This window comes from Streptomyces hygroscopicus, assembly GCF_026168105.1.
Lineage (GTDB): Bacteria > Actinomycetota > Actinomycetes > Streptomycetales > Streptomycetaceae > Streptomyces > Streptomyces hygroscopicus_D.
Genome location: NZ_LBMW01000006.1, coordinates 178,589 through 195,300 on the forward strand (window position 1 = coordinate 178,589; position 16,712 = coordinate 195,300).

Annotated in this window: 14 protein-coding genes; 11 read left to right on the plus strand and 3 right to left on the minus strand. The window is 71.5% G+C overall.

Going from position 1 to position 16,712, the window contains the following annotated elements; genetic code table 11:
• Positions 1–6: 6 nt before the first annotated feature.
• The 4 genes from AAW14_RS09150 (at position 7) to AAW14_RS09165 (ending at position 6,687) form a co-directional block, all read left to right on the plus strand.
• Positions 7–3,543 carry a UvrD-helicase domain-containing protein gene (locus AAW14_RS09150; RefSeq protein WP_265561835.1) on the plus strand — a complete coding sequence of 1,179 codons (3,537 nt, stop codon included), beginning with the start codon at positions 7–9 and terminating at the stop codon, positions 3,541–3,543.
• A gap of 10 nt (positions 3,544–3,553) precedes the next feature.
• A complete protein-coding gene (locus tag AAW14_RS09155) occupies positions 3,554–4,957 on the plus strand; it encodes a dipeptidase (protein WP_265561837.1) in 1,404 nt (467 codons plus the stop codon).
• Positions 4,958–5,121: 164 nt separating this feature from the next.
• Positions 5,122–6,063, plus strand: a complete 942-nt coding sequence (gene nudC, locus AAW14_RS09160) for an NAD(+) diphosphatase (RefSeq protein ID WP_265561839.1) — start codon at positions 5,122–5,124, stop codon at positions 6,061–6,063.
• Positions 6,064–6,075: 12 nt separating this feature from the next.
• The gene (locus AAW14_RS09165; RefSeq protein WP_265561841.1) at positions 6,076–6,687 is read left to right on the plus strand and encodes a class I SAM-dependent methyltransferase; all 612 of its coding nucleotides are present in this window, start codon (positions 6,076–6,078) and stop codon (positions 6,685–6,687) included.
• Between the two features lie 45 nt (positions 6,688–6,732).
• Here the strand turns inward: AAW14_RS09165 and AAW14_RS09170 are convergent, their stop codons facing one another.
• Complete coding sequence (locus AAW14_RS09170) at positions 6,733–6,975, minus strand: mycoredoxin (protein ID WP_265561843.1); 243 nt, start codon at positions 6,973–6,975, stop codon at positions 6,733–6,735.
• Between the two features lie 275 nt (positions 6,976–7,250).
• On the opposite strand from AAW14_RS09170, the gene AAW14_RS09175 reads away from it, so the two are divergent.
• The 5 genes from AAW14_RS09175 to AAW14_RS09195 all read left to right on the plus strand — a co-directional run bounded on the left by AAW14_RS09175 (position 7,251) and on the right by AAW14_RS09195 (position 11,175).
• Complete coding sequence (locus tag AAW14_RS09175) at positions 7,251–9,485, plus strand: ATP-dependent DNA helicase UvrD2 (RefSeq protein WP_322741032.1); 2,235 nt, start codon at positions 7,251–7,253, stop codon at positions 9,483–9,485.
• Between the two features lie 166 nt (positions 9,486–9,651).
• Positions 9,652–9,972, plus strand: a complete 321-nt coding sequence (locus AAW14_RS09180) for a hypothetical protein (RefSeq protein ID WP_265561846.1) — start codon at positions 9,652–9,654, stop codon at positions 9,970–9,972.
• 175 nt (positions 9,973–10,147) lie between these two features.
• The gene (locus AAW14_RS09185) at positions 10,148–10,516 is read left to right on the plus strand and encodes a WhiB family transcriptional regulator (protein WP_265561848.1); all 369 of its coding nucleotides are present in this window, start codon (positions 10,148–10,150) and stop codon (positions 10,514–10,516) included.
• A complete protein-coding gene (locus AAW14_RS09190) occupies positions 10,513–10,836 on the plus strand; it encodes a hypothetical protein (protein ID WP_265561850.1) in 324 nt (107 codons plus the stop codon). The genes AAW14_RS09185 and AAW14_RS09190 overlap by 4 nt, the downstream gene beginning before the upstream one ends.
• Positions 10,837–10,950: 114 nt before the next feature.
• Positions 10,951–11,175, plus strand: coding sequence for a hypothetical protein (locus AAW14_RS09195; RefSeq protein WP_265561852.1), 225 nt, complete (start codon positions 10,951–10,953; stop codon positions 11,173–11,175).
• A gap of 6 nt (positions 11,176–11,181) precedes the next feature.
• Here AAW14_RS09195 and AAW14_RS09200 read toward each other — a convergent pair whose 3' ends face one another.
• Together AAW14_RS09200 and AAW14_RS09205 are read right to left on the minus strand one after the other, a co-directional pair.
• Positions 11,182–12,561, minus strand: a complete 1,380-nt coding sequence (locus AAW14_RS09200; RefSeq protein ID WP_265561856.1) for an ABC1 kinase family protein — start codon at positions 12,559–12,561, stop codon at positions 11,182–11,184.
• Entirely contained in the window at positions 12,554–13,792 is a 1,239-nt protein-coding gene (locus AAW14_RS09205) for a TOMM precursor leader peptide-binding protein (protein ID WP_265561857.1), read from the minus strand. Before AAW14_RS09205 ends, AAW14_RS09200 begins: the two co-directional genes overlap by 8 nt.
• Positions 13,793–14,024: 232 nt before the next feature.
• Here AAW14_RS09205 and AAW14_RS09210 point away from each other — a divergent pair, with 232 nt between their 5' ends.
• Both AAW14_RS09210 and AAW14_RS09215 read left to right on the plus strand, forming a co-directional pair.
• Complete coding sequence (locus AAW14_RS09210) at positions 14,025–14,621, plus strand: M48 family metallopeptidase (RefSeq protein ID WP_265561859.1); 597 nt, start codon at positions 14,025–14,027, stop codon at positions 14,619–14,621.
• 326 nt (positions 14,622–14,947) lie between these two features.
• Positions 14,948–16,705 (plus strand): TerD family protein, encoded by a 1,758-nt coding sequence (locus AAW14_RS09215; RefSeq protein ID WP_265561861.1) that lies wholly within the window; start codon positions 14,948–14,950, stop codon positions 16,703–16,705.
• Positions 16,706–16,712: the final 7 nt, after the last annotated feature.

Below are 16,712 nucleotides of genomic sequence, written 5' to 3' on the forward strand. Positions count from 1 at the left end.
TCGGACGTGCCCGTTCGTATCACCGACCCCGATGAGCTCAAGGAGCTCCTCGGCATCCCGTTCACCCGGGAGCAGATGGCCTGCATCACCGCGCCGCCCGCCCCGCAGGTGATCGTGGCAGGTGCCGGGTCGGGCAAGACCACGGTGATGGCGGCCCGCGTGGTGTGGCTCGCCGGCACCGGACAGGTCGCGCCGGAACAGGTCCTCGGCCTGACGTTCACCAACAAGGCCGCCGGTGAACTCGCCGAGCGCGTCCGCAAAGCACTCGTCAGGGCGGGCGTCACCGACCCGGACGTGATCGACCCGGACAACCCGCCCGGCGAGCCCGTGATCTCCACCTACCACGCGTTCGCGGGCCGTCTGCTGGCCGATCACGGGCTGCGCATCGGACTCGAGCCGACCTCGCGCCTGCTCGCCGACGCCACCCGCTACCAGCTCGCCGCGCGTGTGCTGCGCGAGGCCCACGGCCCCTACCCGGCGCTGACCCGCTCCTTCCCGGACCTCGTCAGCGATCTCCTCGCCCTCGACTCCGAGCTGGCCGAACACCTCGTACGACCGGAGGACCTGCGGGCGTACGACGCCGGTCTGCTGCGCACCCTGGACGGCGTCCGCCTCAGCAACGCCGACCTGCGCAAGGTTCCGGAGACGGCCACCGCCCGCCGTGAACTGGCCGAGCTGGTCGGCCGCTACCGCGCGGCCAAGCGGGAGCGCGACCTCCTCGACTTCGGCGACCAGATCGCCCTCTCGGCGAACCTGGCGGGCCTTCCCGAGGTGGGGCGCGTGCTGCGCGACGAGTTCCGTGTGGTGCTGCTCGACGAGTACCAGGACACGTCGGTGGCTCAACGCGTCCTGCTCGCCGGGCTGTTCGGCGGGGGCACCGGCCACCCCGTCACCGCCGTGGGCGACCCCTGCCAGGCGATCTACGGCTGGCGCGGCGCGTCCGTCGCCAACCTGGACGACTTCCCCGAGCACTTCCCGCACGCCGACGGCCGCCCGGCAACCCGCCAGGCGCTCGGCGAGAACCGCCGCAGCGGCGGCCGCCTCCTCGATCTCGCCAACGGCCTCGCGGAGCCGCTGCGCGCGATGCACGCGGGCGTGCAGGCCCTCCGCCCCGCCCCCGGCGCCGAACGCGACGGACGGGTCCGCTGCGCGCTGCTGCGCACCCATGCCGAGGAGATCGACTGGATCGCCGACACCATCGCCCACCTCGTGCACACCGGTACGGCGCCCGGCGAGATCGCGGTCCTGTGCCGCACGGCGTCCGACTTCGCCGAGATCCAGGGCGCCCTCGTCGACCGCGACATCCCGGTGGAGGTCGTGGGTCTGTCCGGGCTGCTGCACCTGCCCGAGATCGCCGACCTTGTCGCCGTCTGCGAGGTCCTCCAGGACCCCGGCGCCAACGCCTCCCTGGTCCGCCTGCTCACCGGTCCGCGCTGGCGCATCGGCGCCCGCGACCTCGCCCTCCTGGGCCGGCGCGCCCGGCTGCTCGTGTCCCACGCGCGCGTGGACGCCGCCGACGACCCGGAGCGCCGGCTCGCCGCGGCCGTCGAGGGCGTCGACCCGTCCGAGGTGACATCGCTCGCCGACGCCCTCGACACGTTTCTCGAGCTGCCGATGCAGGCCGAGCGGGACCACGACGGGCTGCCCTTCTCGCCCGACGCGCGCGTGCGGTTCGCGCGCCTCGCCGCAGAACTGCGCGAGCTGCGCCGCTCCCTCGCCGACCCGCTGATGGACGTGCTGCACAGGGTGCTCGCCGTCACCGGCCTGGAGGTGGAGCTGTCCGCGTCGCCGCACGCGCTGGCCGCCCGCCGCCGCGAAACCCTGTCGAACTTCCTGGACATCGCCGCGTCCTTCGCCGCCAACGAACCGGACGCCACCCTCCTGGCCTTCCTCGGCTTCCTGCGCACCGCAGCCCAGTACGAGAAGGGCCTCGACAACGCCCTGCCGGGCGGTGAGAACACCGTCAAGGTGCTCACCGCGCACAAGTCCAAGGGCCTGGAATGGGACGTCGTGGCCGTCCCCGGACTGGTCACCGGTACCTTCCCGAGCACCCAGGGCCGTGAGAAGTGGACCGCCCAGGGCAAGGTCCTGCCGCACGCGCTGCGCGGCGACGCCGACACCCTGCCCGACGTCGAGACGTGGGACTCGCGGGGCCTGAAGGACTTCCACGAGGCCATGAAGGAGCACCAGCACACCGAGGAGCTCCGCCTCGGCTACGTCACCTTCACCCGCCCCCGCTCCCTGCTCCTCGGCTCCGGGCACTGGTGGGGACCCACCCAGAAGCGCCCCCGGGGACCCTCGGACTTCCTCCGGGCCCTCTACGACCACTGCGCCGCCGGGTTCGGCGAGATCGAGGCCTGGGCCGAGGAGCCCGCCGAGGACGAGGAGAACCCGGCTCTGCGCGAGGACATCGCCGACCATGCCTGGCCGCTCCCGCTGGACGAGGCGGCCCTCGCCCGCCGCCGGGCCGCCGCCGAGACCGTGCTGGCCCATCTGGACCGGGTCGCGACGCACGACGCCGTCCACCCCGCGGCCGCCCATGTCCCCTCCGCGTACGACGACCCGGAATGGCCGCCTCCACCGCACGACGACGACCTCTACGGGGGCGAAGGCCCCCGCGACGACCTGCACGACGACCACCCCGACGATCACCGCGACGACTTCCCTCAGGAGGAAGCCTCCGACTGGGACTCCTGGACGACGGACCGCCCGGCGGACCCGCCCCGCGCACCCCACGCGCGCGTACCCGGCGGCGACGGCGCCCCGACCGTCCCGCACGCCCGCCGGCACCCGGCCGAGGATCAACCCGCGCTCACACCGGAGGAGGTGCGCGCCGTCGCCTCCTGGGACCGCGACCTGGACGCCCTCGCCGGGGAGCTGGTGCGCGCCCGCGCGGGCGTCACCGACGTACCCCTGCCGCCGTCGCTGACCGCGTCCCAGGTGCTGCGCCTGGTCGCCGACCCGGACGGGCTCGCCCGGGAGCTCGCGCGTCCCGTGCCGCGCCCCCCGCAACCCGCCGCGCGTCGTGGCACCCGCTTCCACGCCTGGGTCGAGGCCCGCTTCGAGGAGCTGCGGCTGCCCATGCTGGAGCCCGAGGAGCTGCCCGGCGGCGAGGCCGAGATCGCCGACGAGCAAGACCTCGAGGCCCTCAAGGAGGCCTTCGAACGCACGCCCTTCGCGCACCGCACCCCGTACCGCGTCGAGGCACCCTTCCAGCTCTCCATCGGCGGACGCGTGGTGCGGGGCCGCATCGACGCCGTCTATCGCACGGACGACGTCGACGGGACGGCGTACGAGATCGTCGACTGGAAGACCGGCCGTGCCCGCACCGGCGACCCGCTCCAGCTCGCCCTGTACCGGCTCGCCTGGGCCGAGCAGCAGGGCGTGCCCCTGGAAGCCGTCAAGGCCGTGTTCGTGTACGTACGCAGCGGCGAGGTCGTACGACCCGACGGCCTCCCGGACCGGGCCGCGCTGGAGCGGCTGCTGCTGTCCGACCCTCGCAGCGAGGAACCGGCGGATCTGGATGTCGGCGGGGGCGGATAGGCTCGTGGCCATGAGCGAGACCCCGGACAGCGCCGTCCGCACGTACATCGACCGCCACCGCGCCGCCTTCCTCGACGACCTCGCGGAGTGGCTGCGCATCCCGTCGGTCTCCGCCCAGCCCGAGCACGCGGCGGACGTGCGGCACAGCGCCGAGTGGCTCGCCGCCAAGCTCCGGGAAACCGGCTTCCCCACCACCGAGGTGTGGCCGACGGACGGCGCCCCCGCCGTCTTCGCCGAATGGCCCTGCGACGACCCGCAGGCGCCCACCGTCCTGGTCTACGGCCATCACGACGTACAGCCCGCCGCCCGCGAGGACGGCTGGGACAGCGACCCCTTCGAGCCGGTGATCCGCGAGAACCGTCTCCATGCGCGCGGTGCCGCCGACGACAAGGGGCAGGTGTTCTTCCACACACTCGGGGTCCGCGCCCACCTCGCCGCCACCGGGCGCACCGCCCCGGCGGTCCACCTGAAGCTGCTGATCGAGGGCGAGGAGGAGTCCGGCTCGCCGAACTTCCGCACCCTCGTCGAGCGGCACGCGGACCGGCTGGCCGCCCACGCAGTGATCGTCTCCGACACCGGCATGTGGTCCTCGGACACCCCCACCCTGTGCACGGGCATGCGCGGGCTCGCCGAGTGCGAGATCACACTGCACGGCCCCGAGCAGGACATCCACTCCGGCTCCTTCGGCGGCGCCGTGCCCAACCCCGCCACCGCGGCCGCCCGCCTGGTCGCCGCCCTGCACGACGAGCACGCGCGCGTGGCGGTACCCGGGTTCTACGACGGTGTCACCGAACTCACCGACCGCGAACGCGAGCTGTTCGCCGAACTGCCCTTCGACGAGGAGCAGTGGCTGCGCACCGCCAGGTCGACCGCCACGTACGGCGAGGCCGGACACACCACCCTGGAGCGCATATGGGCCCGCCCCACCGCCGAGGTCAACGGCATCGGCGGCGGTTACCAGGGCCCCGGCAGCAAGACGATCATCCCGTCCTCGGCCATGGTCAAACTCTCCTTCCGGCTCGTCGCCGGCCAGGATCCCGACCACATCGAGAAGGCCGTCCGCACCTGGGCCGCCGACCAGCTGCCCGCCGGGATCCGGCACGAGATCACCTTCAGCGGGGCCACCCGCCCCTGCCTGACGCCCCTGGACCACCCCGCTCTGCAGTCCGTCGCGCGAGCCATGGGCCGTGCCTTCGGGCAGCCGGTCCGCTACACCCGCGAAGGTGGCTCGGGACCAGCCGCGGATCTCCAGGACGTCCTCGGCGCACCCGTGCTGTTCCTCGGTATCTCGGTCCCGTCCGACGGCTGGCACGCCCCGAACGAGAAGGTCGAACTCGATCTGCTTCTCAAAGGCGTCGAGACCGCCGCATATCTGTGGGGCGACCTGGGGGAGAACTGGCGCGATGCGGACTGACCATCCCAGTGGGCGGAAGCCCGGCCGGACGGACCGCGGGACACGGCACACTGAAAGGGCCGCCCCGCATGCCCAAGGCCCGCCGGACCCGGTCCGTTCCGGCCGTACGTACCGCTGAACCGCCCGCCGAAACATCCGTTCCACCGGGGGAGTTGGAAGCACCCGTGACCACCTGGACCGACCACACCGCCGACCGGCCCATCTCGCTCACCGCCCCGAGCGGCATCGACCGGGCCGCCCACCACCGGCTCGACGAGGCCTGGCTCGCCGCGGCGTGGAGCCACCCCACCACCCGCTGCTTCGTGGTCTCCGGCGGTCAGGTCCTCATCGACGAGACGCCCGACGGCCGTACCGAACTGGTCATGACCCCCTCCTTCGAGGCACCCCTCACGGAGGCCCACCGCTACTTCCTGGGCACCGACGAGGACGGCGTCAGCTACTTCGCCCTCCAGAAGGACGCCCTCCCGGGCCGCATCGACCAGTCCGCGCGCCCGGCCGGCCTGCGCGAGGCCGGACTGCTGCTGTCCCCGCGCGAGGCGGGACTGATGGTGCACGCGGTCGCCCTGGAGAACTGGCAGCGCATGCACCGATTCTGCTCGCGCTGCGGCGAACGCACGGTCATCGCGGCCGCCGGTCACATCCGCCGCTGCCCTGCCTGTGGCGCCGAGCACTACCCGCGCACCGACCCCGCGGTGATCATGGCCGTCACCGACGAGGAGGACCGCATCCTGCTGGGCCGCCAGGTGCACTGGCCCGAGGGCCGTTTCTCGACCCTCGCGGGCTTCGTCGAACCGGGCGAGTCCATCGAGCAGTCGGTGCGCCGCGAGGTCTTCGAAGAAGCGGGCATCACCGTCGGCGAGGTCGAGTACGTCGCCAGCCAGCCCTGGCCCTTCCCGTCCAGCCTGATGCTCGGCTTCCTCGCCCGCGCCACCTCCACTGAGATCAACGTCGACGGCGACGAGATCCACGAGGCGCGCTGGTTCTCCCGCGAAGAACTGCGGGCCGCCTTCGAGTCCGGAGAGGTGCTGCCCCCGTACGGCATCTCCATCGCCGCCCGCCTGATCGAACTCTGGTACGGCAAGCCGCTGCCGACGAGGAGCGTCTGACCTGGCGGTCCGATGAGCGACCCGTACTGGAACCACAACGTCCACTACCACCCCGTGGTGCTCGCCGCCGTCCCCGAGGGCTGCCGCAGGGCCCTCGACATCGGCTGCGGCGACGGACTGCTCGCCCGTAAGCTCGCCGCCAGGGCCGGGTCCGTGACGGGCGTGGACCGCTCGCCGGAGATGATCCGGCTGGCGCGCGATGACGTGCCCCGGAACGTCACGTTCCTGGAAGGGGACTACCTCGACGGGGCGTCCCTGCGGGAAGGCACGTACGACTTCATCAGCGCCGTCGCCGTCGTCCACCACACGGCCTTCGAGGACGGGGTGGCCCCTCTCGTGCGGTTGCTCTCGCCCGGCGGCCGGCTGATGATCGTCGGGCTGGCGAACAACAGGACGCTTCTGGACTGGGTGGTCAGCGGATGCGGCGTGCCCGCGAGCCGGTTCCACGCCCTGCTGAGGGGCGGGAAGGGCGGCCCCGTCGGCATGCCCATCGAGGACTCGACCATGCACTGGGGCCAGGTCCGGGAGACCGCCAGGCGCCTGTTGCCAGGCTGCCGGTTCCGGCGTCGGCTCCTGTGGCGCTACACGCTGGTGTGGGACAAACCACACGAAGGCGGTCGCTGAGACACCTCAGGGACCGCCTTCGTCACAGCCCCGGCCGCGGAGCGGTCAGGCACCGATCTTCTGCTTGACCTGTGCCAGCGACGGGTTCGTGAGGGTCGAACCGTCCGGGAACAGCACGGTCGGAACCGTCTGGTTTCCGCCATTCGCCTTCTCCACGAACGCCGCGGAGTCCGGGTCCTGCTCGATGTTGATCTCGTTGTACGCGATGCCCTCCCGGTCCAGCTGGCTCTTCAGCCGATGGCAGTAGCCACACCACGAGGTGCTGTACATCGTCACAGTGCCCGGCATATCTGTCGCGCTCCTTTGCGGCTTGGGATGCGTACTCGCTGACAAGGCAACATACGTGAACGTTCCACCATTCCCGCCCCTGCGGTAACCGGACCTTTTGTCCTTCCCGGGGTGTGGGCCTGCCGCATGAAAGCGCGGCCGCTGCCGCATGAGCAAGCGCGCGTCTGCCGCGTCGGCAAGCGCGCGCCTGCACATCAGCCGTATTAGTACGACTGCAGCCGTCTCCCTGTGGACAACCGCCGCACCCGTCTCGGCCGACCTGGCAGCATGGCGGGGTGACAGCAGCAACGCACTCCACCCCCTTCCCGCAGGTCCCCGGCAGCGGCCAATATTCCGCTCTGCCGAGTGGGGCCGACGCGGTACTCGAAGGGCTCGACCCCGAGCAGCGCGAGGTCGCGACCGCGCTGCACGGCCCGGTGTGCGTGCTGGCAGGCGCCGGCACCGGCAAGACACGAGCCATCACCCACCGCATCGCCTACGGGGTGCGCGCCGGCATCCTCCAGCCCTCCAGTGTGCTCGCCGTCACTTTCACCAACCGCGCAGCCGGTGAGATGCGCGGCCGCCTCCGCCAGCTCGGGGCCGCCGGCGTCCAGGCCCGCACCTTCCACTCCGCCGCCCTGCGTCAACTCCAGTACTTCTGGCCGAAAGCAGTCGGTGGCGGCATCCCGAAAATCGTGGATCGCAAGATCCAGATCGTCGCGGACGCGGCCGCCGCCTGCCGAATCCGCCTCGACCGCAACGAACTCCGGGACGTGACCGCCGAAATCGAGTGGTCCAAGGTCACCCAGACCGTCCCCGCCGACTACGCCGCCGCGGCTGCCAAGACAGCCCGTGAGGCCCCCCGCGACCCCGCCGAGATCGCCCAGCTCTACGCCACCTACGAAAACCTCAAGCGGGAGCGAGCCGTCATCGACTTCGAGGACGTCCTCCTCCTGACCGTCGGCATCCTCCAGGACCGGCACGACATCGCGGACGAGGTCCGCGCCCAGTACCAGCACTTCGTGGTCGACGAGTACCAGGACGTCAGCCCACTCCAGCAGCGGCTGCTGGAGCTGTGGCTCGGCGACCGCGACAGCCTGTGTGTCGTCGGCGACGCCAGCCAGACCATCTACTCCTTCACGGGCGCCACGCCCGACCACCTTCTCGACTTCCGCGTCCGTCACCCCGGAGCCACCGTCGTCAAACTGGTCCGTGACTACCGCTCCTCACCCCAGGTCGTCCATCTGGCCAACGGCCTCCTCGCCCAGGCCCGCGGCCGTGCCGCTGACCACCGGCTCGAGCTGATCTCCCAGCGCGCCCCGGGCCCCGAACCCGTCTACACCGAGTACGCAGACGAGCCCGCCGAGGCCGAGGGCGCGGCCCGGCGCATCCGTGACCTGCTCGCCTCCGGGATCCCCCCGGCCGAGATCGCGATCCTGTTCCGCACCAACTCCCAGTCAGAGATCTACGAACAGGCCCTCGCGGACGCCGGGGTTCCCTATCAGCTGCGTGGCGCCGAGCGGTTCTTCGACCGCCCCGAGGTGCGCAAGGCGGGCATCGCCCTGCGCGGCGCCGCCCGTTTCGGCGCCAACGACTCCCTCTTGGACAACGCGGTCGACCTGCCCTCCCAGGTGCGTGCCGTCCTCTCGGGCGAAGGCTGGACTCCCACGCCTCCGGCGGGCTCCGGAGCGGTCAGAGAGCGATGGGAGTCCCTGGCCGCGCTCGTGAACCTCGCCCAGGACTTCGCCGCGGCCAAGCCCGATGCCACCCTCGCCGAGCTCGTGGCGGAGCTCGACGAGCGCGCGAACGCCCAGCACGCGCCGACCGTGCAGGGAGTCACCCTCGCCTCCCTGCACTCCGCCAAGGGCCTGGAATGGGACGCCGTCTTCCTCGTCGGTGTCGCCGAGGGAATGATGCCGATCACCTACGCCAGGACCGACGAGCAGATCGAAGAGGAACGCCGCCTCCTCTATGTAGGGGTCACCCGCGCCCGAGAACACCTCCATCTCTCCTGGGCCCTGTCCCGCTCGCCCGGCGGCCGCCCCAGCCGAGGGCCCAGCCGTTTCCTCGACGGACTGCGCCGCGGCACGTCCGCCGGTGCCGGCCGCACCGTCGCCGGTGGCAGCGGAGGCATCGAACGCGGCTTCCGCGGCTTGAACACCGGTGGTACGACGGTCGCTCCGCGGCGCACGAGCAGAACCCCGGCCCGATGCCGGGTGTGCGGGCGCACATTGTCGGACGCCGGTGAGATGAAGCTGATGCGCTGCGACGGTTGCCCCTCCGACATGGACGAGGGTCTCTACGAGAGGCTGCGCGAGTGGCGGGCGGTACAGGCCAGGCGCAGCGGACAGCCGGCGTTCTGCGTCTTCACCGACAAGACCCTGATCGCGATCGCCGAAGCGGTCCCCGACGACGAGCGCGAGTTGGCACGCATCCCGGGAGTCGGCGTCCGCAAGCTCAACCGCTACGGAGCCGACGTGCTGGCCATCTGCGCAGGCGGGGATACCGCTGAACAGGACAACGGGGACTGATACGAACTCGTCGAAAAAATAGTTTGCGCATGCCCCAGCAATCCCCATAGGTTCTTAGGCACGGGGACGGCGGCCTTCTCGGAGGCCCCGATTCCGTGGTGTACTTGTCTATCCGTCGGACCGGCTCAAGCTCGGTCCCCCGAGACGCCGAGAGGAGGCGATTGAAGTGATCAGCATCAAGACCAGCTCCGTCAGCACCGCCAAACTGACCGATCGCTCGGTCGTCTCCACGTGCATGCTCGGCGTTTCCGGCCGGGGCACCGGTCTGTCCGGCATCCGTGCCGTGCGTCCGGAGTCCTCCCTGTCTCTCGCGGGTCTTCCCATCCGTGAGCGCAATGAGCGACCGACCAAGGCACTGGATGCAGTAGCGGCACAGGCCCAGGCCTATGCCTTCGCGGCGACCGGTGCCGGATTCCGGAAGCAGACGACGCACCACCACCAGATGTGGGCCTTCCGTGGGCCAGAACCCTGGAGTGATCCAGCCTGATACCGATCAGGCCGGCGCCTTCAGGGCCGCGGAACCCCATCCGGGATCCGCGGCCCTTCTGTTTTCCCCGAACGGGGACAGCAGGCCGAAGGGGCCTCGGGACAAGAAAAGAACCCGGTACCAAGCCGCCACCCGGTCCCACAGGGCCGGAACGACCAGACGAGGAAGACGAACCGTGCAACTCGAAGCGCACGCCCCGTCCGTACCGCTTTCACAAACGCTCCCCCCGCCCGGCCTCACGGAGGACTCCACCTTGACCCCGCTCACCGCGCTCACCGCGCTCGACGACGCCATCGAGAACCTCGGCGTGCCCGTCCCCTGCCGCTCCTACGACCCGGAGGTCTTCTTCGCCGAGTCGCCGGCCGACGTCGAGTACGCCAAGTCCCTCTGCCGCACCTGCCCGCTGATCGAGGCCTGCCTCGCCGGCGCCAAGGAGCGGCGTGAGCCCTGGGGCGTCTGGGGTGGCGAGCTCTTCGTCCAAGGTGTCGTCGTCGCCCGGAAGCGGCCGCGTGGCCGCCCGCGCAAGAACCCGGTCACGGCATGAACACCCCAGGAACAATCGACCGTCCCCTCACGCACGACCCCAAGAAGCAGGCCCCGATGAAGCCGTCCCCCAGCGAGCCCGCAGGCTCCGTGATCCCAGACTTCACCACCTCGAGCGCGAACACCTTGCGTCAGAACAGGACCCGAGAGATGCAACTCATCCCAGAAGCCATGGCTCGTGCGCATATGCGCGAGCGACTGCACGAGGCCGAGCGGGAACGCCGGGCCGTGCGCCTGGCGATGGCCCGCCGGATGCAGCGCCGGGCCGAGCGCGCCTCGCTGCGCGCCCGCCGCGCGCTCGCCATGGCCGTCATGCAGTAGCCGACGTCGTTCGGAGTCGGAAGGAATGACCCTCGCGGGGGCCGGTCCGAAGGGACTGGCCCCCGCGGTGCGTTGTGTGCGCCGAACCAGCCCGACGGCGATATCGTCACGGGGGTGACAAGTCTTCCCGGAGACAGTGACAACCGTGGCTCCGTGCGGCCGCCCGGCACCGCACCAGCTCCGGACCCCGTGTGCGCCCGCTGCGGCGCCCCGGCCGACGGCCCCCGCCCCACCTGGACCTGCTCCGTGGAGAACGGCCTGCGCCGCTACTTCTGCGACAACTGCGCCCGCGACAACATCAGGGCGATCGAGGGGCGACTGGACTCGGCCTGGTGGTAGGTGCGCTCACGCCTCCGCCGCCGGTTCCTCCTCCGGCACGAAGCCCGGTAGCCACTCCTCCAGTTCGTCGCGCAGACGGACCGTCGCGCCCAGCTGGCACAGCACACCGATCGTGCTCAGTGTCACCCGGTGTATGAGGAGGTACGCCGGGGGCAGGTTCAGCTGTTTGCCCAGCTGGTAGGCCGGTGAGCGCGGGTCGGCGATGCGGGCCGCCTGGCGGCGCATCCAGCCGCGGGTGAAGGTGAACTCGTCGGCCTGGGCCGGTTCGATGATCGGGAGGAGATAGTCGAGCACCGCGTCGGGGTCGAGCTCGATGGACTCCTTGACGAAGCCTTCCTCACAGAGCAGTTCGTAGACCGACTGGGCGTCGCCCTCCAGGGTCATCCGGAGGGAGTGACCGATCGGGGTCGGCAGGCCGCCCGGCAGACGGTCGACCGTGCCGAAGTCCAGGACGCCCAGACGCCAGCTTTCCTTCCCGCCGGAGCTGTCGCAGCTGCCGGAGCCGTCGGAGCCGGGCAGGAGACGGAAGTTGCCCGGATGCGGGTCGGCGTGGAGCAGCCCGGTACGCACCGGGCCCGAGAACAGGAACCGGGCCAGCAACTGGCCCGCGCGGTCTCGCTGCTCCTGGCTGCCGTCGGCGATCACCTCCGACAGCGGTATGCCGTCGATCCACTCGGTCACCAGGACCTGCTCGCACTGGTGCACCACCGCCGGCACCCTGACGTCCGGGTCGTCCGCGAACTCCTCCGCATGGGCTCGCTGCGCCTGGGCCTCCAGGCCGTAGTCCAGTTCCTCGGAGACCCGGTCGCGCAGCTCCGCGATCAGCGGTTTGATGTCCATGCCCGGGATCAGGGGACCCAGCAGCCGTGCGAAACGGCTGAGTTGGTTCAGGTCGGACAGCAGTGCCTCGCCCGCGCCCGGGTACTGCACCTTGACCGCGACCCCACGACCGTCGTGCCACACCCCGCGGTGCACCTGGCCGATCGAGGCCGCCGCCGACGGTTTGTCCTCGAACTCCAGGAACAGCTCGCGCCAGTCCTCGCCGAGACGCTCCTTCAGGACCGCGTGCACCGTGCGCGTCGGCATCGGCGGGGCCGCCTCCTGAAGCTTCGTCAGAGCGGCGCGATAGGGCCCGGCGACCTCCTCGGGCAGCGCCGACTCGAAGACGGACAGGGCCTGCCCGAACTTCATGGCGCCTCCCTTCAGCTCGCCGAGGACGCGGAACAACTGCTCCGCCGTGCGCTGTTGGAGTTCGCGGCCGACGATCTCCGCGGATTCACCGACGATCCGTTTGCCGAGTCCCCAGGTCGCCCGTCCGGCGAAGCCGAGCGGGAGCGCGGCGAGCTTGGCGGTACGGGTGACCGCCTTCCGGGGAAGATCAGACATGCGCCCTCCAAGTCCCAGACAGCCGTGCCGCGCGTGTCTTGTGGGACAGGTTTCTCAACGGCCGTTGCTCCGCCATTGTCTCGTGCGGCTCCCCGTCCTTTGAGGTGTGTTCCTCTGAGGTGTGTTCCTCCTTACCTTTCTCCGCCGCGCCACACCGGCATGCGGGATGCGCCCACACCGGTCGTGCGTGCCAGTCGAATCGGGGCACCGAGGCCTCCCAGCGTGCGCCCGCGCTGGAGGGCATGTCGCCGTCCAGAAAGGCGAGCGCGTGCCCGGCGGCGACTCCTGCGACGGCGGTCGCCAGGGCGAGGTCGCATGCCTGGACGTGCCGCGGCCGTCCGGAGCGCCACTGGGCGACCAGCCGTGGCCAGGTCTCGTCGCGGTCGGTGCGCCCACGGTCGAGACAGCCTGCGCAACCGGTCTCGCCCGGCAGGACGAACGGGCCGACGATTCCCGTGCCTTCCACGACTCCGGCATAGAGATGGGGGGTGCCGGAGGCGATCAGCGGTTCGGCGGCGAACGGGTCGGGCGCGTGGATGTCGAGGCCGTCCCGTGGGGCGACGATCACCAGGGAGAAGCCGGTTCGCGGGTCGTCGTGCGGGGAACGCCGAGATGCGCGCTCCCGGCGCGGCGGGCGATCCGGGGCGGCTGCCCGTACCGCGCGGCGGGCCGCTTCCTCCCGGCGCTCGCCGATCGCATCCGCGGGCAGGCCGCCCGGTGCCACGTCCCACGGCTCGACGCAGCCCGTGTCGCGGACGTCCACCTCCCCGACGCCCGCGCCCGTCAGCAGCGAGGCGAGGACGGCCCCGACGCGGCCCGCGCCCCGGACCTGGACGCGAAGGGAGCGCCGGGCGGCCAGGCGCCGGGTCGGCTCGCCCGGCGCGCGGGCGACCAGTGACAGGGATGCCAGGTCGGGACGGAGACGGTCCAGCACGGCCGCCTTCGCGCGGAGTGCGTCGGCCGCCGCGCCGCCGCCCGTCGCGTCGTCGAGCAGGCCCGAGCCGAAGAGGCTGTCCACCAGCGCGTCGACATGGCCGTCGGGCAGACCCATACGCCGGGCCTCCTCGTACAGCAGTGGCAGCCCGCGGGTGCCGTCGAGCAGGGCGAGGAAGCTGCCCGTCGCGGTGTCCACCGGCCCCAGCACCATCGCGTGCGCGGGTGCCATCCCGAACTGCACAGTGTTCAGATCGCGCCAGCCGCGCCGCAGCGCGGGTTTCACCATCGGATGCATGACCGGCCCCCGTTGTCTCTGGTTGTGCCTGGTAGTCCCTGGTATGTCGTCCTTCATCGGCGATGTCCCGGTCAGCCGACGCATGCCAGCATGCCGGGACAGGGTGGCGCCGTGCCGAAAGTTGTCCACAGGCAGGGGTGTTCGTCGTACAAATCAAGCGCTCGGGGTGGGGATCGGCACGGAACCGTCCGGAGGCGGGACTTCTCCCGTGTGCAGCGGGTAACGTCGGGGCGTGCCCGCCGACCCACTGCAAAGCGCCGGACAGCCACAGCGCAGCACGACGAGCCAGCCGCCGAGCGGCTCGGGGGCGAGCGCGATCGAGGTTCGTAGGAGCGCGCGACGCCGCAGAACAGTCTCCGCCTACCGCGAGGGCGATCGCACTGTCGTGCTCATCCCCGCCCGGATGTCCGAGGCGGAGGAGCAACGCTGGGTGAGCGTCATGCTCGACAAGCTGGCCGCCCAGGAGAGCAAACGGCTGATCGGCGACGCCGAACTGGGCGAGCGCGCCGAGCGCCTGTCGGTGCAGTACTTCGACGGGCGGGCGCGGCCCACCTCGGTCCGCTGGGTCACCAACCAGAACACACGCTGGGGCTCGTGCACCCCCTCCGAGGGCAGCATCCGGCTGTCGCACCGGTTGCAGGGCATGCCCGAGTACGTCGTCGACTATGTCCTCCTGCATGAGCTCGCGCACCTGCTCGTACCGGGACACGGGCCGCGATTCTGGCGGTTGCTGGAGGCGTATCCACGCACCGAGCGCGCCCGCGGCTACCTCGAAGGGGTGGTGGCGGCCGGTCGGCTGCCGCACCGGCCCGCCGCGGACGCGGATTAGACGGGCTCGAGCCGCGCCGGACGCCCTGCGCGCCGAGCAGAGACCGCCCTCGGCTGCAGGGGGCCGTCCGGTGCGCGGAGCAGTACCGCCCTCGGCGTGCAGGCCGTCCCGCGTGGCGAACTGGGAGCGTTGTCGGCGTGTAAGCCGCCCCGCGTGGCGGACTTGGATCCCATGCCGGCGCGCAGGCCGTCCCGCGCCCGACATACGCCGCAGGAGCTCGCGTAGCGCCGGTTGTGTACCGGGTCTGTACCGGCGTCGTCCGTTTCGCGCGTTTGCCGTTAGCCTGGCGCGACGCACTCACATTGGATGGGGGACGGTCGTTACGCATGGCCAGGGAATTCCAACGCGGCCACAAGGCCAGGATCAGTGACCTCACCGCGGGCACCGATCTGTACGTAGGCGTGCAGATCTCCGCGCCCGGACTGAACTTCGACATCAGCTGCTTCGGTCTGGACGCCCAGGAACGGCTCTCTGACGACCGGTACTTCGTCTTCTTCAACCAGCCGAAGTCGCCGGAGGAGGCCATCCAGCTCCTCGGTCCCCAGGCCGGTGACACGGAGTCCTTCCGGGTCACGCTCGACCGGATCCCGCCGCACATCCAGAAGCTGTCCTTCACGGCCACGATCGACGGCGCCGGGCAGATGTCCCAGATCGTCCCCGGACATCTGCGCATTGTCGCGGGCGGCGAGGAAGTGGCCCGCTACCCCTTCAACGGCTCGGAGTTCACCACCGAACGCGCCGTCATGCTGGGCGACTTCTACCTGAAGGACGTCTGGCGGTTCGCGGCAGTCGGCCAGGGCTTCGACGGCGGGCTCGAGGCGCTGCTGAAGAACTTCGGCGGCGAGGTCCTCGAGGAGGAGACGCCCGCCCCGCCCGCCCCGCAGCAGCAGTCCGGTGCCGCCCCGGCGTTCGCCCCGCCCGCACAGACCTCGGCCCCGCCCGCGTTCGCCGCCCCGGCCCCTGCTCCGGTCCCCGCCCCCGCGCAGCAGCAGCAGCCGCAGCAGCCGGCCCCGCAGGGCTTCGCGCCGTCTCAGGGAGCCACGCCGCCCGCCCCGGCACCGGCGCCCTCGGTGCACGCCGCGCCCACGATCGTTGCCCCCCTGCACACCCCGCCGGGCGGAACCGTGCCGCCGCCGGGTCCCGCGCCCTATGCCCAGCCGCCCGGTCGGCCGGGCCCGCCACCGGGATACGGCGGGCAGCCGCCCGCTCCGATGCCGCCCGGCCACCAGGCCGCGTCCGCTCCGATGCCGCCCGGGTACGGCCATCAGGCCCCGCCCCCACCCCCCGGACCCGGCCTGCACGCTCCGCCCCCGCCTCCCGGATACGGTCAGCAGCCGCCGTACGGACAGGTTCCCGGCCAGTACGCCGGTCAGCCCGGAGCTCCCGCCCCGTACGGTGTTCCCCAGGGCGCCCCGCAGGGCGTCGCCGGTGTGACCGCGGCGCTGGCCGCCTTCAAGGAGACCCCCACCGGGCAGCGGTGGACGCAGCAGAACAAGAAGCTCGTCCGTGTGGACCTCGGCATCGGCGGCCAGCCCGTGCTGGCCCGGCAGGGCAGCATGGTGCTCTACCAGGGCAAGGTCGACTTCAGCTACAAGGGCGCGGGCTTCGCCGGGCGGATCGTGGGCAATGCGACCGGCCAGGAGCTTCAGCTGATGCGCTGCACGGGCCACGGCCAGGTGTTCCTCGCCGAGAACGCCACCCATCTGCACCCGATCGAGCTTCAGGGCGACGCGATCTGTGTTTCCGCGGAGAACGTCCTCGCCTTCGACGAGTCCCTCCAGTACGAGGTCCGGCGCATCGAGGGCCACGGCATCCCCGGGGGCGCGCTGTTCACGATGCAGTTCCAGGGGACGGGCACGATCGTGGTGAAGACGCACGGCGCGCCGGTGGTGCTGCCCGTCACCCCGACGACGTTCGCCGACTGCAACGCCGTCGTGGCCTGGTCGGCCGCCGCACAGGTGATCGTCTCCAGCCAGGTCCGTATGCGCCGCAACGCCTATCCCGGGGACACCGGGGAGAGCGTGAACCTGCAGTTCCGCGCAGCGCCCGGCAATTTCGTCGTCGTCCAGCCGTACGAGGTCTGAGGGAGCC